Origin of the sequence: Kocuria sediminis (assembly GCF_009735315.1) — a bacterium.
Lineage (GTDB): Bacteria > Actinomycetota > Actinomycetes > Actinomycetales > Micrococcaceae > Kocuria > Kocuria turfanensis.
Window position 1 is genome coordinate 182,033 of the sequence record NZ_WOGU01000008.1, and the last position, 20,192, is coordinate 202,224.

The 20,192-nt window shown below is 74.4% G+C and carries 12 protein-coding genes; 3 read left to right on the forward strand and 9 right to left on the reverse strand.

What is annotated here, in order from left to right:
* Window positions 1-79 precede the first annotated feature (79 nt).
* The 3 genes from GMA12_RS11265 to nirD all read right to left on the reverse strand — a co-directional run bounded on the left by GMA12_RS11265 (window position 80) and on the right by nirD (window position 2,976).
* Entirely contained in the window at window positions 80-1,348 is a 1,269-nt protein-coding gene (locus tag GMA12_RS11265; RefSeq protein WP_162459753.1) for a heparan-alpha-glucosaminide N-acetyltransferase domain-containing protein, read from the reverse strand.
* A gap of 227 nt (window positions 1,349-1,575) precedes the next feature.
* Entirely contained in the window at window positions 1,576-2,553 is a 978-nt protein-coding gene (locus GMA12_RS11270; RefSeq protein ID WP_156269588.1) for an alpha/beta hydrolase family protein, read from the reverse strand.
* 9 nt (window positions 2,554-2,562) lie between these two features.
* Window positions 2,563-2,976 (reverse strand): nitrite reductase small subunit NirD, encoded by a 414-nt coding sequence (nirD, locus tag GMA12_RS11275; protein ID WP_156269589.1) that lies wholly within the window; start codon window positions 2,974-2,976, stop codon window positions 2,563-2,565.
* 296 nt (window positions 2,977-3,272) lie between these two features.
* Here nirD and nirB point away from each other — a divergent pair, with 296 nt between their 5' ends.
* Window positions 3,273-5,900 (forward strand): nitrite reductase large subunit NirB, encoded by a 2,628-nt coding sequence (nirB, locus tag GMA12_RS11280; protein ID WP_162459754.1) that lies wholly within the window; start codon window positions 3,273-3,275, stop codon window positions 5,898-5,900.
* An 89-nt stretch (window positions 5,901-5,989) separates the two neighbouring features.
* Entirely contained in the window at window positions 5,990-7,105 is a 1,116-nt protein-coding gene (locus tag GMA12_RS11285; protein ID WP_156269590.1) for a uroporphyrinogen-III synthase, read from the forward strand.
* Between the two features lie 445 nt (window positions 7,106-7,550).
* On the opposite strand, the gene GMA12_RS11290 is transcribed toward GMA12_RS11285, so the two are convergent.
* From GMA12_RS11290 to GMA12_RS11315, 6 genes are all read right to left on the reverse strand, one after another.
* The gene (locus tag GMA12_RS11290) at window positions 7,551-9,170 is read right to left on the reverse strand and encodes an FAD-dependent oxidoreductase (protein WP_306438962.1); all 1,620 of its coding nucleotides are present in this window, start codon (window positions 9,168-9,170) and stop codon (window positions 7,551-7,553) included.
* Window positions 9,167-11,320: a molybdopterin oxidoreductase family protein gene (locus GMA12_RS11295; RefSeq protein WP_156269591.1), complete on the reverse strand. Its 2,154-nt coding sequence runs from the start codon at window positions 11,318-11,320 to the stop codon at window positions 9,167-9,169. The genes GMA12_RS11290 and GMA12_RS11295 overlap by 4 nt, the downstream gene beginning before the upstream one ends.
* A 37-nt stretch (window positions 11,321-11,357) precedes the next feature.
* Window positions 11,358-12,770, reverse strand: a complete 1,413-nt coding sequence (locus GMA12_RS11300) for an MFS transporter (RefSeq protein WP_162459755.1) — start codon at window positions 12,768-12,770, stop codon at window positions 11,358-11,360.
* 241 nt (window positions 12,771-13,011) lie between these two features.
* Window positions 13,012-14,253: a heparan-alpha-glucosaminide N-acetyltransferase domain-containing protein gene (locus GMA12_RS11305; RefSeq protein WP_162459756.1), complete on the reverse strand. Its 1,242-nt coding sequence runs from the start codon at window positions 14,251-14,253 to the stop codon at window positions 13,012-13,014.
* A complete protein-coding gene (locus tag GMA12_RS11310; RefSeq protein WP_240898778.1) occupies window positions 14,250-18,317 on the reverse strand; it encodes a Pls/PosA family non-ribosomal peptide synthetase in 4,068 nt (1,355 codons plus the stop codon). The genes GMA12_RS11305 and GMA12_RS11310 overlap by 4 nt, the downstream gene beginning before the upstream one ends.
* A gap of 365 nt (window positions 18,318-18,682) precedes the next feature.
* A complete protein-coding gene (locus GMA12_RS11315) occupies window positions 18,683-19,645 on the reverse strand; it encodes an alpha/beta hydrolase family protein (protein WP_206064677.1) in 963 nt (320 codons plus the stop codon).
* Between the two features lie 157 nt (window positions 19,646-19,802).
* Between GMA12_RS11315 and GMA12_RS11320 the strand changes: the two genes are divergently transcribed.
* A partial coding sequence (locus GMA12_RS11320; protein ID WP_442354867.1) for an amino acid permease occupies window positions 19,803-20,192 on the forward strand: 390 nt, incomplete at its 3' end.

Consider the following 20,192-nt stretch of genomic DNA (forward strand, 5'->3'; position numbering starts at 1 on the left):
GCGGGCCGCGCCGCCCCCGTCGGCCGGGCCGGCTCCTGCGCCCCCGGGACCGGGCACGTCGGCCGACGGGGCCGTCCGGTCAGCGGGAGGGTGTGGCCTCGGACGTCGATGCGTCCGGGCCCCGTGCCAGCACCCGGCGGGCGATGGCCTTGGTGCTCCGGGCGACGACCGTCTCCAGCGGCCCCTGACCCCTCGTCCGCTGCCACACGAGGGCGAACACCACGAAGGCCACGATCTGGCCAGCGGTCCACGCGAGCGGGGCCGCGTCGTAGTACTCCGGCCACAGCAGGAGCAGGTGGGCCGTGTACAGCGTGAAAGTCATGGACCCCGCGGCCGCGACCGACCGGAGGATCCGGCCGGCCACGCGCTCCAGGAGCAGGCATATGCCGAGCACGGAGAGCGCCAAGCCCACGTTGAGCGCCAGGAAGAACGGCGTGTTCGAGTGCGGGGCCGAGATCAGCAGCCACCACAGGGTGTCGGTGGGCAGGTTCGGATCCCCGCCGAAGACCATGACCTCGTTGATCTGCTCGTCGTCCATCCACGTCGTGCCCTGGGCGATCGCTGCATAGCCGCCGAAGGCGCGGAGCGCGATCAGGGAGGCCGACCACACGCCGAGCGCCACGGCGGCGCCCGCGACGGCGAGCCAGGTCTGCACCCTTCGGCTGGTCAGGTCCAGCCGGCCCACAGCCAGGCCGGCCAGGAGGAAGGACATCCACGGGAGAGCCGGATAGGTGCCGGTCAGCAGCAGCTGCGAGAGCACGGTTCCGGGGTCGAGGACAAGATCGGCGAGGCCGGGATTGTCGTACTCGTGTCCCGGCAGGACGGTGAGTGACCACTGCATCACGAACGGCGCGAGCACAGCGAACAGGACCGAGCTGAGCAGGAGGGCGGGAACGCGCAGGCGGAGGAAGGGAATCGCCAGCAGGAAGAGCATCCCGTAATAGACGAGGATGTTGTTGACCGGAAGCTCGAGGAAGCCCAGCAGCAGGCCCACCCCGGCAATCACTCCTGCCCGGCCCGCCAGGGCCCACCGCGACGCCGTCATCCGTCGGCCCGCATGTGCGGTGCGCCCGCCCGTGGCGAAGGCCAGGCTCACTCCGGCCAGGGTGGCGAACAGAGCTGCCGAGTGACCGGCGAACAGCGTCCAGGACAGGTCCGGTTCGCCCGTCTGCTCGTCCCAGGAAGGGATCGTGTGCACCGCCACCATGCCGAACAGTGCCAGTCCGCGGGCGGCGTCGACGCCGGCAAGGCGCCGGGACGGGCGGCGGGCGGCGCCGTCTCCGGCCCGCTCGGGGCGGGGCGCCGGGGCCGTGCCCGCACCGGCAGGTCGGGTTCGTTCTTCGGTCACTCGGCTCCCCCACGGACGGATCGGTACGGTGCACCCCGACCGGCGTCGTCCGCCGCCGCGCCCCCCGGCCCGGCGCCCGGGCCCCAGGGGGCCGGAAGGCACAGTGATGCAGACCTCAGCCTACGGGAGCGCCCGGCGCCCGGCAGGGGCGAACAGGTCGGCACCGGCTACGTGACCTACTGTGACGATCGCAAACGCTGGGCACCGTCCGGGCGGCGCCCACGGGACTATCCGCTCTCGTCGGCCGAGTCCTCCTCGGCCCGCGTCAGGACCCGGTCCAGGATCCGCGCGTCGGGCAGCTCGAAGTGGTCCACGCCCTCGCGGACCCGCAGCTCCACGCCGTCGTAGCCGGCCTGCGCGTACCACCGGTAGCCGTCACGGGCGGCCCCGAGGGCGTTGAAGATCGCCTTGGGGTCGGTGCCGTCGTCGTCCTCCCCCACGTCCCAGTGCAGCCGCAGGTCCCGCAGCTGGCCACGGGTGGGCCGCGCCTCCGCCCCCGAGGGCGCCTGGCCCCCGCCGAGCAGGATCGCCCCGCCGCCGGGGACGAGGTCCACGTGGTCGGCCAGCAGCTCCCGGGCGATCAGCTGGGCGCCCCCGGAGTAGCCGGTCAGCCAGGTGCGCGAACGGTCGATGTCGTAGTCCTGCAGCAGGCGCTCCTCCACGAGGGCCCGGAACCACGCGGCGTTCTGCTCGGCCTCCTCCCACCAGGTGATCTCCCCGGCGCGGTCCGGGGTGCGGGGCACCACGAGGATCATGTTGTGGGTGCGCGCCACCTCGGCCAGGCAGGAGACGTTGTACTCGGGGCTCTCGAACTCCCAGGCCCCGTCCCCGTGCAGGCGGAAGACCACGCCCACGGGCCGGCTCCAGTCCACGCCCTGCGCGAGGACGTGGTAGCTGCTGGTCACCCCGGCGTGCTCGAAGGTGAGGTCGAACCGGTCCTGGGTCTGTTCCGCCGGTCCGAACAGGTCGCCGTCGAACAGACCCCGGTCCTCGGCGCCCTGCCGCTGGCGCACGGGCGCCTCCAGGTCCAGGCCGTAGGGCTCGCACGAGAGCGTCTCCTCCTCGGCCTGCGGGGAGGGCTCCGGCCGGTCCAGGAGGGCGGTCAGCACCGTGAGCAGGGCGAGCACGAGCACCAGTGCCGCGGCGAGGAGCCAGCGGCCCCGGCGAGGGCGCCGGGAGCTGCGAGAGGGACGCTGTCGGGTCACCCGCTCATCTTAGGGACGGCCCCCGGGCGCTTCCCCGCCGACAGGCGGAGCGCTCGGCAGCGCCACGAGGACCCGCCCGTCCCGCACCAGGACGGGGTGGACGGGCAGCTCCGGCCCCTCGCCGCTGAGGCACCGGCCCGAGCCGAGGTCGTAGACCTCCTTGTGCAGGGGCGAGGCCACCGTCACCGCCGCGCCCCGGGAGCCGAGGATGCCCCGGGCCATCACGCAGGCCCCGGTGCGGGGGTCCCGGTGGTCGGCCGCCAGCACCGTCGTGGCGTCCACGCGGTAGAGCGCCACCTGCCGGCCGGCCACCCGGGCCGCCTCGCCCCACAGGGGCTCGAGGTCCGTCAGGGCGCACACGTCGTGCCACGCGGTGGCGGGGCCGGCGGGACGGGTGGGGGCTTCCGGGAGCGTCGCGGTCATGGGGGCCTCCTGCTGGTCGGGCGGACGATCGGGCCGAGGGCCGGGCCGAGGGTCTGGCCGAGGGCCGGACGGGTGCTCGGTCTGTCGGTCCGGCCACGTCGGGATCGACGTTAGGCGGGTCGGGTTTCGGGGCCGCTCCCGCACCGTTTCGGCCCGGTCAAACGCCGCTCACGGACCCCCGGGAGGACGGTGAGGAAAGCGAAAAGCCTGCGGAACGGCAGGGCAACCGCGGGGCAATCCCGCCCTCCTAGAGTCGTGCCCGACGCCCCGCCCGCCACCGTTCCCGGAGGTCTTCCGTGACACGCTCCCCCTTTTCGGCCCGTTCCCCGCAGCACGTCGTCGTGGTCGGCGGCGGCCCCGCCGCCCACCGCTTCGCGGAGGCGGTGCTGTCCGCGGAGGACCACCACGTGCGCCTGACCGTGTTCGCCGACGAGCCGTGGGTGCCCTACGACCGCGTGCAGCTGTCGAAGGCCCTCACCGGCCCGGACGGGCAGATCGACCTCACTCTGGGCGGGGGCGCCGTGTGGCAGGACCCGCGGGTGGACCTGCGCCAGGGCGTGGCGGCGCGGGAGATCGACCCCGCGGCGCGCACCGTCACCGCCGCCGACGGGACGGTCACCGGCTACGACGAGCTCGTGCTCGCCACCGGCTCCGCCGCCGCCCGCCTCGACATCCCCGGCGCCCAGCACGCGCTCGTCTTCCGCACCCTCGACGACGTCGCGGCGATCCGGGCCGAGGTGGAGCGGCTGCGGACCCGCTACGGCCGCACCCCGCGCGGCGTGGTGATCGGCGGTGGCCTGCTGGGCCTCGAGGCCGCGGGCGGGCTGCAGGAGCTCGGCGCGGAGGCCACCGTGGTGCACTCCCGCCGGTGGCTGATGAACGCCCAGCTCGACGAGGGCGCCGGCCGGTCCCTCAACGCCCTGATCTCCGCCCGGGGGGTACGCCTGCACCTGGGCGAACGGCCCTCCGGGGTGGGGCTGCGCAAGGCCGACGGCGAGGTCTGCGCCGTCGAGTTCCGGGACTCCGCCGACCTCGAGGCGGACCTGGTGATCGTGGCCACCGGCATCCGGGCCCGGGACCGGCTGGCCTACAACGCCGGGATCGAGACCGCTCCGCGCGGCGGCGTGGTGATCGACGAGGCGTGCCGGACCTCCGCGGAGCACGTCTGGGCGATCGGCGAGGTGGCCTCCTGGAACGGGGAGTGCCTGGGCCTGGTGGCCCCGGCGAACACCATGGCCGAGATCGTGGCCGACCGCCTGGCGGGCGGGCGCTCCACGTTCGGCAGCTTCGACACCGCGACGAAGCTCAAGCTCGCCGGCGTGGACGTGGCCTCCTTCGGCGACGCCCACGGGCAGACCGAGGACTGCCTCGAGGTCGTCTACGCGGACCCGGCCCGGGGGATGTACCAGAAGGTCGTGGTCACCCAGGACGCGAAGACCCTGCTGGGCGGGGTGTTCGTCGGGGACGCCGAGCCGTACAACGCGCTGCGCCCGCTGCTGGGCCGGGAGCTCCCGGGCGAGCCCGGCGCCTACCTCTCCGCCTCCGGCGCGGAGGCCCCGGCCGGCGACCTCCCCGACGACGCCGTGCTGTGCTCCTGCAACAACGTGACGACCGGGGCGGTGCGCGAGCAGATCGCCTGCGGCGTGCACGAGATCGGCGAGCTGAAGAAGTGCTCCCGGGCCGGCACCCAGTGCGGCTCGTGCGTGCCGATGCTCAAGAAGACCCTGGACCTGGAGCTCGCCAAGGCCGGGGTGGAGGTCTCGACGGCCCTGTGCGAGCACTTCGAGCTCTCCCGCGCCGAGCTCTTCGAGGCCGTGCGCGCCCTGGACCTGTCCTCGTGGGACGACGTGGTGGGCCGGTTCGGCACGGGCCTGGGCTGCGACATCTGCAAGCCCGTGGTCGCCTCCGTCCTCGCCTCCCAGCGCGACGAGTACGTGCTCGACGCCGGGCGCGGCGCCCTGCAGGACACCAACGACCGGGCGCTGGCGAACATGCAGAAGGACGGCACCTACTCCGTGGTCCCGCGCGTGCCGGCCGGGGAGATCACCCCGGAGAAGCTCATCGTGCTCGGCGAGGTGGCGCGCAAGTACGGGCTCTACACCAAGATCACCGGGGCCCTGCGGGTGGACATGTTCGGCGCCCGGCTCGAGCAGCTGCCCGAGATCTGGCGGGAGCTGGTGGACGCGGGGTTCGAGTCGGGGCAGGCCTACGGCAAGGCGCTGCGCAACGTGAAGTCCTGCGTGGGCTCCTCGTGGTGCCGCTACGGGGTGCAGGACTCCGTGGGCATGGCCGTGCGGCTCGAGCTGCGCTACCGGGGGCTGCGCTCCCCGCACAAGTTCAAGATGGGCGTCTCCGGCTGCGCCCGCGAGTGCGCCGAGGCCCGCGGCAAGGACGTGGGCGTCATCTCCACCACGGACGGCTGGAACCTCTACACCGGCGGCAACGGCGGGGCCACGCCCGCCCACGCGCAGCTGCTGGCCCAGGGCCTGGACGACGACACCCTGGTCCGCTACATCGACCGGTACCTGATGTACTACATCCGCACCGCGGACCGGATGCAGCGCACCGCCCGGTGGCAGGAGGAGCTCGACGGCGGGATCGAGCACGTGCGCGCCGTCGTCGTCGAGGACTCCCTGGGCGTCGGCGAGGAGCTGGAGGAGGCCATGGCCCGGCACGTGGACCGTTACGAGGACGAGTGGGCCGCGACCCTGGCGGACCCCGAGCGGCTGCGCCGGTTCCGGTCCTTCGTCAACGACGCCGCCCCGGACGACTCCCAGGACTACGTGCTCGAGCGCGGCCAGCGCCGCCCCGCGACCGACGCCGAGCGCGCGGCCGCCGAGGCCGGCGACGGGCCGGTGCTGCTGACCGGTCCGCGCATCCCGGTGCGCGAGGGCGCCGCGGGCCCGACCCCGGCCGGGGTGTGAGCACGGCGGGACGGAGCCGGCCGGGCGGCGGTGCGCCGACGGAAACACGCGGAAACACGGCGGTCACAGGGCAGCCATATCCTCGGGCCATGACCGCTGCCCCCTCCGCCCCCGCGCTCGGCGAGCTGACCGGGTTCCGCGTGGGCGTGACCGCCCACCGCCGCGCCACGGACTTCATCTCGGCCCTGGAGCGCCGCGGCGCCCAGGTGGTGCACGCGCCCGCCCTGATGATCTCCCCCGTGGCCGAGGACACCCGGGTCATCGAGGACACCCGCACGCTGCTGGCCCACCGCCCGGAGGTCCTCGTGGTGACCACGGCCTACGGGCTCCGCCGGTGGTTCGAGGCCGCCGACGCCGCCGGCCTGGGCGAGGAGCTGCGCGACACGTTCCGGGCCGCCCGCGTGCTCACCCGCGGCGCGAAGGCCCGCGGCCAGGTGCTGTCCCTCGAGCTCGACGACCCCGAGGTCTCCGCCGACGAGCGGACCTCCTCCGTGGTGGACCGGCTCCTGGCCGACGGCGTGCGCGGGACCCGCGTGGCCGTCCAGCTGCACGGCCTGACCGACGAGCTGCAGCTCGAGCGTCTCGTGGCCGCAGGCGCCCACGTGGACACCGTGGCCCCCTACCGCTGGCTCTCCGCCGACGACGGCGAACGCCTGCCCGCCCTCATCCGGGACGTGTGCGAGCGCCGCCTCGACGTCCTGACCTTCACGGCCGCCCCGGCGGTGGACTCGCTGTTCAGCACCGCCCAGGAGACCGGGCGCTACGACGAGCTCGTGGCGGCCCTGCGCACCGACGTCACGGCCGCCGCGGTCGGTCCGGTGTGCGCCGGGCCCCTGCTGGAGGCCGGGGTGGAGCCACTGGTGCCCGAGCGGTTCCGGCTGGGCGCCCTGGTCCGGGCCGTGTGCACCCACGCCGCGGAGGAGCGCACCGTGGTGCTGCCCACCCGGTACGGGACCTTGCGGCTGATGAGCACCGGCGCCGCGCTGGACGGCGTGTTCGTCCCGCTCTCCGACGCGCAGGTGGCGGTGCTGCGGGCGCTGGCGGCCAGCCCCGGCGCGGTGGTGTCCCGGGCGCAGCTGCTCTGCGCGGTGCCGGGCCTGGACACCGAGCACGCCCTGGAGATGGTGATCTCGCGGCTGCGCAAGGCCCTGCCCGCCCCGGTCGTGGAGACGGTCATCAAGCGCGGCTACCGGCTGTCTCCCTGACCCGCCCCCGCCGCTCCCCCACGCCCGCCCCGGTTCCCCACTGTTGGCGCCGAGCCCCCACGTCAGTGCCGAGCCCCCACGTCAGCGCCGAGCCCCCAATCAGTGCGTGTTTCCCCACGAGATGTCATGGGGAAACGCGCACTGATTGGGGGCTCGATGGAGGAGGTGGGGACTCGGCGACGAAAGCGTGAGGGAGGGGTTGGGGACTCGACCGAGGGGTTGGGGACTCGACCGAGGGGTTGGGGACTCGGCGGAGTGGGTGGGGACTCGGCGGAGTGGGTGGGGACTCGGCGGAGTGGGTGGGGCTTGACAGAGGGTTTGGAGGCTCGGCGACGGGGACTCGAGAGAGAGGTTGGGGACTCGCCCGAGGGGTCGAGTACCGGCAGAGGGGGTGGGGGCTCGGCGGAGTGGATGGGGCTCGGGCCGCCGAGGGTCCGCGGTGGGGTCAGGCCGGGGCGGGGGTGTGGGCGTCGATGATCCGGGCGACCGCGGCCTTGCAGCCGCCGCAGCCGGTGGCGGCCCGGGTGGCGCGGCCGACCTCCTCGACCGTGGCGGCGCCCTCCCCCACGGCGTGGGTGATGCGGCCCATGCTCACACCGGCGCAGTGGCAGACCGTGGACTCGGGGGTCGCCGGCCGCTCGCCGGCCCCGGCGTCGGGGCCGTCCAGGCGCAGCAGGACGCTGGGGTCCTCGGGCACGGCCTCGCCGCGCTCGTGCAGCAGGCCGATCTCCGCCGCGGCCCGGGGCAGGCCGAGCACGACGTAGCCGGCGAGGGTCCGGTCCGGGCGCAGGACGAGCTGGGCGTAGGTGCCGGCCGACCCGTCGGCCCACTGCACCACGGACCCGCCGTCCGGGCGCGGCTCCCACGGCGGTCCGCCGACCGCTCCGGCGCAGGCGAGCTCCACCTGGTGCGCCTTGAGCCGCACCGCCCCGGCGGGGCCCTCGGTCAGGGGCGCGAGCACGGTGGTCCCGCCCTCGGCCACGGCCTCCAGCTCGGCGCGCACGCGGGCGGCCAGCCACTCCGCCTGGCGCCACCCGGGGCCCACGAGCCCGGCGGGGCCCCGGCCGGCCCGGCCGGGGCAGACCTGGCAGGACGGGTCCGGGCAGAGCACCTCGGCGCAGTCCCCGATCGCGAAGACGCGCTGCTCGACGTCGGCCTCCAGCTCGTGGTCGACCACGACGCCGCGGGCGGTGCGTAGCCCGGCGCCCTCGGCGAGCTCGGTGCGGGGCGTGACCCCGACCGAGAGCAGCAGCAGCTCGCCGGGCACCTCCCGGCCGTCCTGCAGGAGCAGCCCGCGGAAGCGCCGGTCCTCGTCCAGGAGCACCTCGCGCGCCTGGGCCCCGGAGAACACCTCCACCCCGGCCTCGGCGAGCGCCCTTCCCAGCAGCGCCCCGCCGGCGGTGTCCAGGGACCGGGTCATCACCCACGGGGCGTGGTGGACGACCGTCACCGGGCAGCCCGCCTCGCCCGCCGCGAGCGCGGCCTCGAGCCCGAGCACGCCCCCGCCCAGCACCACCACGCGACCGCGGCGCTCGACGACGGCGCGCACCGCCCGGGCGTCGCGCAGGTCCCGCAGCGCCGTCACTCCGGCGGGCAGGTGCTCGTAGGCCTGCGGATCGGGGTTGAGCCCGCGCAGCACCGGCAGATTGGGGCGGGCGCCGGTGGCCAGGACGAGGCGGTCGTAGCCGAGCCGCTCGGAGCCGCCGGTGGCCCGGTCGGTGACGTGCAGCAGCCGGCGGGCGCGGTCGATCCGGGTCACCTCCGTGCCGAGCAGGACGTCGATCCCGGACCGCGCCAGGGACTCCGGGTCGGCCAGACGCATCGTGGCGAGCTCGGCCCGGCCCATCGCGTGCTCGCCCACGAGCACCCGGTTGTAGGCGGGCTCGGTCTCCCCTCCGATCACGGTCAGGCGGATGGTGCCCGCGGCGGCGAGGTCGGCGACGTCGTCGACGAACCGGGCGGCCACGGGGCCGAAGCCGACCACGACCACGTGCTCGCCGGGGCGCATCGGGGTGCCGGTGGAACGGACGGGACGGACGGGACGGGCGGGACGGTGGGCGCTCATCGGGTCCTCTCCTCGGGGTCGATCGCCCGGACGGTGACCGCGCCGGCCTTGAACTCGGGCATGGACGAGACCGGGTCCACGGCGTCCGAGGACACGAGCCGGTTGGCGGTCCGGTCCCCGGCGTAGTGGAAGGGCAGGAACACGGTGTCGGGGCGGATGTCGGTGCTCAGCCGGGCCAGGGCCACGGCGCGGCCGCGGGCGCTGGTCAGCTCGACCGCCGCGCCGTCCCGGATGCCGAGGGCGGCCGCGGTGGCGGGGTGGATCTGCAGCCGGGACTCGGGGCGCGCCCCGTGCAGGGAGGCCACGCGGCGGGTCTGGTTGCCGGACTGGTAGTGCTCCAGGTACCGGCCGGTGGTCAGGGTCAGCGTGCCGGGCCCGTGCAGCGGTTCCCGGCGGTGTGCCCGCGGGCTCGGGTCCACCGCCCGGCCGGCGGCGCGGGCCCGGACCGGGACGAGCCGGGCCCGGCCGTCGGGGTGGCCGAAGCGGTCGAGGAAGACCCGGGGCGTGCCGGTGGAGCTCCCGGCCGGATACGGCCAGTAGCAGGCCTCCCCGGCGTCCAGGGCGGCCCAGCCGATGCCGGAGTAGTCGGCCGTCCCGCCGGCCGACGCCCGGGCCAGCTCCGCGAAGACCTCCTGCGGGTCGGGGCTGAAGATGCCCGGCGCCTCCAGCCGCCGGGCGAGCTCGGCCATGATCCACAGCTCGTCCCGGGCCCCGGGCGGCGGGTCCACCGCCCGGCGGCGGCGCAGCACCCGGCCCTCGAGATTGGTCATGGTGCCCTCCTCCTCGGCCCACTGCGGGACCGGCAGGACGAGGTCGGCGTACTCGGCGGTCTCGGAGAGAAAGAGGTCGCAGACCACCAGGAAGTCCAGGGCCTGCAGCCCCCGGGTCACGGCTGCGGTGTCCGGGGCGCCGACCACCACGTTGGAGCCGTTGACCCACAGGCAGCGCACGCCGCCCTCGGTGCCGAGGGCGGTCAGCAGCTCCACCGCGGGGATCCCCGCGCCGGGCAGCTCCTCCGGGTCGACGCCCCACACCCCGGCCACGTGCGCCCTGGCGGCGGGGTCCGTGATCGAGCGGTAGCCGGGCAGCTGGTCGGCCTTCTGCCCGTGCTCGCGCCCGCCCTGGCCGTTGCCCTGGCCGGTGAGCGTTCCCCAGCCGGAGCCGGGAGCACCCGGCAGCCCGAGCAGCAGGGCCAGGTTGATCGCCGCGGTCGCGGTGTCCGTGCCGTCCACGTGCTGCTCCACGCCGCGCCCGGTGAGCACGTAGGTGCCCCGCCGCTCGCGGGCCAGCCGGCGGGCGGCGCGGCGGAGCCGCTCGGCCGGGACACCGGTGACCTGCTCGACCTGTTCGGGCCACCACGCGCTGACGCTCGTGCGGAAGGCCTCGACGCCGGTGGTGCGCCGCTCGAGGTACTCCAGGTCGGCCAGGCCCTCGTGCAGGACCACGTGGGCGAGGCCCAGCAGCAGCACCAGGTCGGAGCCGGGGGTGGGCTGCAGGTGGATCCCGCCGTCGTCGTCGGTCATCCGGGCCGTGGCGGAGCGGCGGGGGTCCACCACGATCAGTCCGCCGTGCTCCCGGGCGTGCTGCAGGTGCTGGACGAACGGCGGCATGGTCTCGGCGGGGTTGCTGCCCAGCAGCAGCACGGTGTGGGCGTCGTCGAGGTCGGTCACCGGGAACGGCAGGCCGCGGTCCGCCCCCAGCGAGCGGTTGGCCGCCGCGGCGGCGGAGGACATGCAGAACCGGCCGTTGTAGTCGATCCGCGAGGTCCGCAGGGCCACCCGCGCGAACTTCCCCAGCTGGTAGGCCTTCTCGTTGGTCAGCCCGCCGCCGCCGAAGATCCCGACCCCGTCCCGGCCGTACCGGTGCTGGGCGGTGCGGAACTCCCCGGCCATCCGGTCCAGCGCCGTGTCCCAGGAGACCTCCTGGAACACCCCGTCCGGTCCGCGCAGCAGCGGCGCGGTGAGCCGCGAGGGGTGGGCCAGCAGCTCCGCCGACGTCCAGCCCTTCCGGCACATCCCGCCCCCGTTGACCGGGAACTGCCGGGCCCGCACCTCCGGGAAGCCCTGCGCCGCGGCGGCCGCCGAGTCCGGGTCGAGGGTCATGGCGCACTGCAGTGCGCAGTAGGGACAGTGGGTGGCCGTTGTGCTCATGCGGGTGGCTCCTTCCGGACGGGGGCGGGGTGCCGGCTCAGATGTGGCTGTCGCCCATCTCCGTGCCCGGGCGCAGGTAGCAGGCCCAGGTCACCGCCAGGGCGACCACGTAGAAGGCGACGAAACCGTAGAACGCGGCGCTGTAGGCCCCAGTGGTGGTGTTCGAGAGGTTCAGCGCCTGCGGGATCAGGAACCCGCCGTACGCGCCGACCGCCCCGATCAGCCCCAGGGCCGCCGAGGCTTTGCGCTCGGTGGAGACCGCGAGGTCCTGCTGCTGCCGCAGCCCCAGCACCCGGTAGATCGAGGGGATCATCCGGTAGGTGGAGCCGTTGCCCATGCCGGCCGCGGTGAACAGCAGCAGGAACAGGCCCAGGAACAGCCAGAAGTCGGCCCGCGGCAGGGTCAGCACCACGGCCAGGGCGAGCAGCGCCATGACCGCGAACACGGCCACCGTCACCGGAGCCCCGCCGAAGCGATCCGCGAGCCTGCCGCCGTAGGGCCGGGACACGGACCCCACCAGCGGCCCGAGGAACGCCAGGGACAGCGCCGCCGCGCCCACGGTGAAGGAGGAGAAGCCGGGGAAGGTGTCCGCGATGAGCTTGGGGAACACGCTGGAGAAGCCGATGAAGGACCCGAAGGTGCCCACGTAGAGGAAGGACATCACCCAGAAGTGCGGCTCCCGCACCGTGGCCAGGGACCCGGCGACGTCACCCTTGGCGTGGGAGAGGTTGTGCATGTACCGCCGTGCACCCCACGCGGCGAAGAGGATGAAGGGCACCCACAACCACCCGGCGACCGAGAGTCCGGTGGCCCCGAGGGCGACGAGCGAGACGGCGATCGGGACGACCAGCTGCGCCACGGCCGTGCCGAGGTTGCCGCCGGCCGCGTTGAGCCCCAGCGCCCAGCCCTTCTCCCGCACCGGGTAGAAGAAGGTGATGTTGGCCATCGAGGACGCGAAGTTGCCGCCGCCGAAGCCGGCCGTGGCCGCCAGCAGCAGCATCACCCAGAACGGGGTGGCCGGGTTGCCGACCGCCAGCGCCAGGCCCGCGGTGGGCACGAGCAGCAGCAGGGCCGAGACGACGGTCCAGTTCCGCCCGCCGAACCGGCCGACCATGAAGGTGTACGGGATCCGCAGCGTGGCCCCCACCAGCGAGGGGATGGAGATCAGCCAGAAGATCTGCGAGTCGCTGAAGGGGAAGCCCGCGCCCGGCAGGAACACGACCGTGATGGCCCACAGCTGCCAGACGGCGAAGCCGAGGAACTCCGCGAGGATCGACCACGCGAGGTTGGTGCGGGCGATCGGGCGGCCGGCGCTCTCCCAGAACGCGGGGTCCTCGGGGCGGTAGCCGTCCAGCCAGCGGCCGGGCCGCTCGCGCAGGGCCAGCGGCGGCACCGGCGCGGACGACCGTGCCGCTGTGGTGGACGGATCGGGGTGCAGCTCTGAACTCACGGGGACCTCCTGGCAGGGCGGGGGCGTGCGATGCCCCCACCGTAGGAATCCCGTGTTTCGCCCCCCGACGGCCGGGGTAACACCCCGGTGCACTTCCGCTCACAGCGCGCCCCCCGCCCTGTGAGCTGCGGGCGCGCTCCCCGGCATGCGCCGAGTCCCCCGTCCGGTGCCGTTTCCCCACGCTGGTGGGTGGGGAGACGGCACCGGACGGGGGACTCGGCCATCGCGGGGAGGGGTGGCGTCAGCGGCTCCCGTCCGCCGGGGGGCTCGCCGCCACCCGGCGGGTGATGGCCTTGGAGACGCGGGCCACGAGCTTCTCGAGGGGGCCCTGGCCCACCGCCCGCTGCCAGGCCACGGCCAGCAGTCCGAAGACCACCAGCTGCATCCAGAACCAGAAGCCGGGCGCGAGGTCGTAGACCCCCGTGGCCAGGAACAGCAGGTGCAGCGTGTAGAGCGTGAAGGTCATGGACCCGGCGGCCGCCAGCGGCGTGAGGGCCTTGCCGATCAGCCGGGCCAGCAGCATGAAGGCGCCCAGGGCGAAGACCGCCATGCCCAGGCTGACGAACAGCGCCGCGGGCGTGTTGCTGTGCGGGGCCGGCACGGTCAGCCACCACAGGGTGGTGGTCGGCAGGGACGGCTCGGGACCGAAGACCAGGATCGAGTCGATCTGCTCCTCGGACATCCACGGGGTGGCGGACCAGATCCGCTCGTAGACCCCGAAGACCAGCAGCGCCGCCGTGGACACCGTCCAGGCGAGCAGGGCGGTCGCCGCGCCCACGCCCACGAGCCACAGCTGCACCCGCCGGCTGGTGAGGTTCATCCGGCCCAGGGCCAGGCCGGCGAGCAGGTAGCTCATGTACGGCAGGGCCGGATAGGTTCCGGTGAGCAGCAGCTGGGAGAGGACGGTGACCGGCTCGGTGACCAGGTTCCACAGCGTGGGGTTGCCGTAGACGTGGGCGGGCAGCACGTCCAGGGACCACTGCATGAGGAACGGGGAGAGCACGGCGAACAGCACCGAGGCCGCCAGCAGGTGGCGGATCCGCAGGCCCAGGAACGGGATCGCGAGCAGGAAGAACATCCCGTAGTAGATGAGGATGTTGTTCACCGGCGGGGCCACGAAGCCCACGAGGAACCCGACGAGGGCGATGACCGCCGCCCGGCCCACGAGCCCGGCCCGGTCCCCGGTCAGCCGCCGGCCCGTGTGCGGGGTGCGCCCGCCGGAGAGGAAGGCCAGGCTCACACCGGCCAGGGTGGCGAACAGCGCCGCCGAGTGCCCGGCGAACAGGGACCAGCTCAGCGAGGCCCGCCCGGCCTCCTCGTTCCACACCGGCAGGGTGTGCACGGCGACCATGCCCAGCAGCGCGAAGCCGCGGGCGGCATCCACGCCGATCAGCCGGCGCCTGGTGCGCCGCTCGGCGGGGCCGGGGACGTTGAGCACCGCGGTGCCCCCGCCCCGGGTGGCGGTGGGGTCGACGGCGCTCACCGGTTCGACCCCCCGCTGCCCACGAGCTCGCCGGCCGGGACGTGCAGCGGCCGGATCGGGTTCCCGCCCCAGCTGCTGCCGGCGGGCACGGTCTCCTGGGCCATCACCAGGGAGCCGGGGCCCACGGTCGCCCCGGCCTCCACGGTGCTGCCCGGGAGGATGAAGCTGTTCGGGCCCAGCGTGGACCCGGCCTCCATGGACACCGGCTGCAGCCGCATGATGCGGTCGTGGAACAGGTGCGTCTGGAGCACGGTGCCGCGGTTCACGGACACGCCGCGGCCGAGGTGGACCAGGTCGAACTCCGGCAGCCACCAGGTCTCGCACCACACGCCGCGCTCGATCCGCGCGCCCATCAGCCGCGCCCAGACGTTGAACACCGGGGAGCCCACGGCCAGGCGGATCAGCCCGGGCACCGCCAGCGACTCGGCGAAGGTGTCGGCGAGCTCGTTGCGCCACACGAAGGAGCTGAACAGCGGGCGCTCGCCCTCGCGGAAGCGGCCCATGAGCGCCCACTTGACCATCACGGGCACCAGTGCGGCCAGCACGCCGGCGGCGAGCACCACGGGCGTGGCCCACAGCAGGGCCGAGACGATGCCGTCGAGCCCGCCCCCGGCGCGCATGTAGACGGTGCTGAGGACGTAGACGATGGCCAGGTCGATCCACGCGGTGACCATGAACGGCACGGCCCGCAGGGACTCCACGAGCGTGCGGGCCACGAGCAGGCGCCGGCGCGGCCGGTAGGTGACGTCCTCGTCGGCGGCGTCGCTGACCCGGCTGATCGGCGCGGGCATCCGGCCGAGCCAGGAGGTGCCGGCCTCGGCGTGCTCCGGGGCGGAGGACAGCACGGCGATCAGGGAGTCCGCCGGGACGTCGCGCCCGGGGCCCACGATCCCGGAGTTGCCCACGAAGGAGCGCTGCCCCACGGTGGAGTGGCCCACGTGCACCCAGCCGAAGCCGGTGCGCGCGGAGCTGACCAGGGAGTGGTCGGCCATGAAGGAGCCGGACTCGAAGGTGGTCAGGTGCGGCAGGGTCTCCACGGTGGAGATCTCCACCTGGTTCCCCACGCGGGCGCCCAGCAGGCGCAGGAAGAACGGCGTGGCGATCGAGGCGTAGACCGGGTAGGTCGACACGAGACTCTTCTGCAGCAGCACCCCGGTCAGCCACACAGCCCAGGCCGCGGTCCCGTCGGCGCGGTGGTGACCGGGCGTGATGAGCCCGGCGACCAGGCGCACCACGGCCACGAGCAGCGCGAGGTAGACGAGGGCCGTGAGCACGGCGAAGACCGGCACCCACAGCGCCAGGACGGGGAAGACCCGCTCGTAGAGCTCGATGCCCTGCACCTGCGGGAAGACGATCAGGGCGCCGGGGACCACGGCGAGCACGGGCAGGAACCCGACCGTGCCGAGCCCCAGGGCGTAGAGCAGCCCGGTGCCGATCCCGTGGGCGTGCCCGGGGGCCGGCTCGGGCCAGCTCGCGCCGGCGGGGCCGAGGTCCTCGAGCGGGGAGCCGCCCTGCAGCCGCCCGGCGGGGACGGTGCCGGTGACGTGGGAGCCGGGGTCGACCTCCGCGCCGTCCTCGACGACCGCGCCGGGGCTGAGCAGCGTGCGGGTGCCGACCCGGGCGTGCGCACCCACGGTGACGCCGTCGAGGTGGAAAACGTCGCCCTCGAGCCAGTAGCCGGAGAGGTCGACCTCGTGCTCCACCGCCGCGCCGTCGCCGATCGCGGCGAGCCCGCTGACCGGCGGCAGGGTGTCGAGGTGGGCGCCGCGGCCCACCCGGTTGCCGAGCAGGCGGAAGAACAGCACCATCACGGGGGTGCCCATGAGGGGCTCGAACTTGTTGAAGATCAGCACCCGCTCGGCCATCCAGACCCGCAGGTGGGTCCAGGAGCCGCGGGCGTGGGCGCCGGGGCGCAGCCGGAAGGTCAGCAGCCGGATGAACAGCGCGGTGAGCACCAGGCGGCCGGGCAGGGCGAAGAGCAGCAGCCAGCCGACCACGAGCGGCAGCAGCGGCGGGTTCGGCACCCAGGTGGCGCCGAGCAGGTTGAACAGCAGCCACACCACGATGGCGGAGCCCAGCACGTAGCGCATCCCCGAGACGGCGTAGAGGCCCGCGAGGAAGGGGACCTGCACGAGCCCGTTCCAGCGCGGGGTGTCGGCCACCTGCCGGGTGCGCGCGGCGTCCTGGGCCGCGACGTCGACCGGGGCGAGCCCGGCCAGGTACTCGTGCATGCCGGCGAGGGTGGGGTGGCGGTAGATCTCGGCGATCTCTGCGTCCGGGTAGCTCCGGCGGATTTCGGAGACCAGCTTGGCCACGGCCACGGACGTGCCGCCGAGGGCGAAGAAGTCGCTGTCCTCGTCGATGGGCAGCGGGCCCAGCTGATCGGCCCACAGGGCGGCGAGCCACTCGAGCTCGGCGTCGACCTGCGCACTCGCGGCGTCCGCGCCGGCGGCCGGCAGCGGCCAGGGCAGGGCCTTGCGGTCCACCTTGCCGGAGGTCTTCATCGGCAGCTCGTCCATCAGCGCCAGCGCGGGCACCATCTGGCCCGGGAGGCGGTCGGCGAGCAGGCTGCGGGCCTCCTGCAGGTTCACCGAGCCGGGGGCGTCGGCCACCAGGTAGCCGACGAGGATCTGGTTGCCGGCGGGGGTGGTGTGCACCGCCGCGGCGCCGGCCTGCACACCGGGCAGGCGGCTCATCTGCTCGTCGATCTCGCCCATCTCCACGCGGCGGCCGGAGATCTTGACCTGGTCGTCGGCGCGGCCCACGAAGACGATGCCCTCGGGGTCGGCGCGCACCACGTCACCGGAGCGGTAGGCACGCTCCCAGCCCAGGGTGTCCATCGGCGCGAACTTCTCGGCGTCCTTGGCGGGGTCCAGGTAGCGGCCCAGTCCCACGCCGCCGATGATCAGCTCGCCCTCCTCGCCCCAGCGCACGGGGTTGCCGGCGGCGTCGACGACGGCCAGCTCCCACCCGGGCAGCGGCAGGCCGATGCGCACGGGAGGCTCACCGGTGAGCACGGCCCCGGTGGCGATGACGGTGGCCTCGGTGGGCCCGTAGGTGTTCCAGACCTCGCGGCCGGGGTGGACCAGGCGGGCGGCCAGCTCGTTGGGGCAGGCCTCGCCGCCGAAGATCAGCAGGCGGATCCGGCTCAGCGCCTCGGCAGGCCACATGGACGCCAGGGTGGGCACCGTGGAGACGGCGGTGATCCCGCGCTCGACCAGCCAGGGGCCCAGGTCGGTGCCCGAGCGCACGACCGCGCGCGGGGCCGGGACCAGGGCGGCGCCGGAGCGCCAGGCCAGCCACATCTCCTCGCACGAGGCGTCGAAGGCCACGGAGAGCCCTGCCATGACCCGGTCGCCCGGGCGCAGCGGGCGCCGGGGCAGGTACAGCTCGGCCTCGGCGTCCACGAGGGCGGCGGCGGAGCGGTGGTTGATCGCCACGCCCTTGGGCTTGCCGGTGGAGCCGGAGGTGAAGATGATCCAGGCGTCGTCGCCGGTGCCGGGCTCGCGGCAGTCCGCCCCGGGGCGGACACCCGTGCGGGTCTCCAGGGCCAGGCCGGCGCCGTAGACGGCGCACACCGAGGCCTCCTCCCACACCGTGGCCGCGCGCTCGTCCGGGTCGTCGAAGTCCACCGGCACGTAGGCGGCCCCGGCGAAGATCGTGCCGAGGATCGCGACGTAGAGGTCCACGGACCCGGAGGGCACGCGGATGCCCACCCGGTCCCCGCGCCCGATGTCGAGGTCCCACAGGCGCTGGGCCTGGGCCTCGACGCGCTCGAGGAACTCGGCGTAGCTGAGCACCGTGGTCCCGTCGTCGACCGCCGTGGCGTCGGGGTGCCGGGAGACGGTGTCCATGACGACGTCCACCAGGGTGCGGGGCGCCGGGGCGGACGCGACCGGGAAGACGGCGCGGCCCGGGACCTGCGGCAGCGACTGCGTGTGCAGGGCCGGGTCGAGCAGCTCGGTTTCCTCCTGCAGGTCGTGGTCCGGATTCCGGTCCTCCAGCAGGTGCCGGCCGCCGCCCGAGCGGGTCGAGCCGCTGCGCATGGTCGAGCGCACTGTCATTGATGTCCCCCATCGACGTTCACGCCGCTGCGCATCTGGCAGCGGCGGTGTCGGCGGGGCGCAGGAACACGCAGGAGCCGGTGTGACCGGCGTGGAAGGCGCTCCGGGAGCGGGGCACCGGGTCGGCGCACCGCGAAAGAGTCGTTGTCTCGGCTCGATGCCCCCGCACCGGCCTTCCCCCCTGAGTCGGTCCCCGCCGACATATTTCTTCTCTACGGCACCGTACGGGCGCTCATATGCTAATGCAAGCTCACGCGAGCCCTACGCCCCGCCTGCGGCCGGCCGCACCCGTGCTGGGCCGCGTCGTTGCAGGCCGGGACCGGATTTCGGGAGAGATGGATCACGTGCCCGGCCGGACGCGATGCTCAGTCCTCGGCCGCGGCGAGGACCTCGCCGAGCACCCGCGCCTCGGGCAGCTCGAAGTGGTCGACGCCCTCCCGGTAGCGCACGCTGGTCCGCCGGTACCCGGCGTCCTCGTAGCGGGCGTGGCCGGCGGCCGCCGCCGAGAGCGCGTCGAACGGGGCCTTCGGGTCGGAGCCGTCGTCGTCGAGGCCCACGTCCCAGTGCAGCAGGAGGTGCTCGAGCTGGTCTTCCGTGGGCCGGGCGGACCCGGTGGCCGGGGCTCCCCCGCCGCCGGTCAGCACCGCACCGCCGCCCTGCAGGAAGTCCACCCGGTCGGCCAGCAGCTCGTAGCTGATGAACTCCGCCCCGCCGGAGTAGCCGTGCAGCCAGGTGCGGGAGCGGTCGATGTCGTAGGCCGGGAAGATCTCCTGCTCGGCCAGGGCCAGGAACCACTCGGCGTTGCCGTCGAGGTCCTCCCACCACGTGGGCTCGTCCTGCCGGTCAGGGGTGCGGGGGGCCACGAGCACCGCGTTGTGGCTGCGGGCCACCTCCGCGAGGCAGGAGACCTTGTGCTGGGGGTTGTGGAACTCGTAGGCGCCGTCGCCGTGGAGGCGGAACACCACCCCGACCGGCCGGCTCCAGTCCACGCCGTCGGCGAAGACGTGGTAGCTGCTGGTCACCCCCTCGTGCTCGAAGGTCGCGTTCATCCGGTCGGCCGGTCCCTCCTGCAGCCGCACGCCTCCGGAGAGCACCGGCCCGTCGCTCAGCGGCCCCCGCTCGCCGCGGGGCGCGACGCTCACGCCGTCCAGTCCGTAGGGGGCGCAGGAGACCTCGTCCTCGGCCGTCGGCACGGGGTGCCACGCCCAGCGGGCGCCGAGCGTCGCGGCCAGCAGGAGGAGGGCGGAACCGGTGAGAAGGGCCACAACGGCCGCCCAGCGGGACCGGTGGCGTGCGCCCTGCTGCCCCGGTCCGGTCTGCGATTCCACCCGTCCATCGTACGGGGACGCCCTCCGGCCCGGCTCCACGCCGATTTCCCCTCTGCAACTCCTGCCCCCATAATCGGCCAGGACCGTTCGGGGGGACGGCGCCACCGAACCTCCTCCTGCCGTGATCCGTCCACCGCACCAGAGGAGAAGATTCCGCGTGAGCACCACCGCACGCCCCCGGGCCGAGCAGAGCGCGCCTGCGACCCAGGCGCAGCTGCAGTCCCAGGCGAAGCTGCGCCGCAGTCTCAAGCCGCGTCACCTGACCATGATCGCGTTGGGCGGGGCCATCGGCACCGGGCTGTTCGTGGCCTCGGGCAACACCATCGCCACGGCCGGGCCCGGCGGGGCGCTGCTGGCCTACGTCGTGATCGGGTTCATGGTGTTCCTGCTGATGCAGTCGCTGGGCGAGATGGCCACCTACCTGCCGGTCTCCGGGGCGTTCGAGGAGTACTCCACCCGCTTCGTCAGCGCCTCCTTCGGCTTCGCCATCGGCTGGAACTACTGGTACAACTGGGCGATCACCGTGGCCGCCGAGCTGGTGGCCGCC

What these genes read in the sequence shown, in the direction of transcription:
- GMA12_RS11290 (WP_306438962.1), bottom strand. Translation starts at nt 9,170, where the DNA reads ATGAGCGCCCACCGTCCCGCCCGTCCCGTCCGTCCCGTCCGTTCCACC.
- GMA12_RS11310 (WP_240898778.1), bottom strand. Translation starts at nt 18,317, where the DNA reads ATGACAGTGCGCTCGACCATGCGCAGCGGCTCGACCCGCTCGGGCGGC.
- GMA12_RS11285 (WP_156269590.1), top strand. Translation starts at nt 5,990, where the DNA reads ATGACCGCTGCCCCCTCCGCCCCCGCGCTCGGCGAGCTGACCGGGTTC.
- nirD (WP_156269589.1), bottom strand. Translation starts at nt 2,976, where the DNA reads ATGACCGCGACGCTCCCGGAAGCCCCCACCCGTCCCGCCGGCCCCGCC.
- GMA12_RS11295 (WP_156269591.1), bottom strand. Translation starts at nt 11,320, where the DNA reads ATGAGCACAACGGCCACCCACTGTCCCTACTGCGCACTGCAGTGCGCC.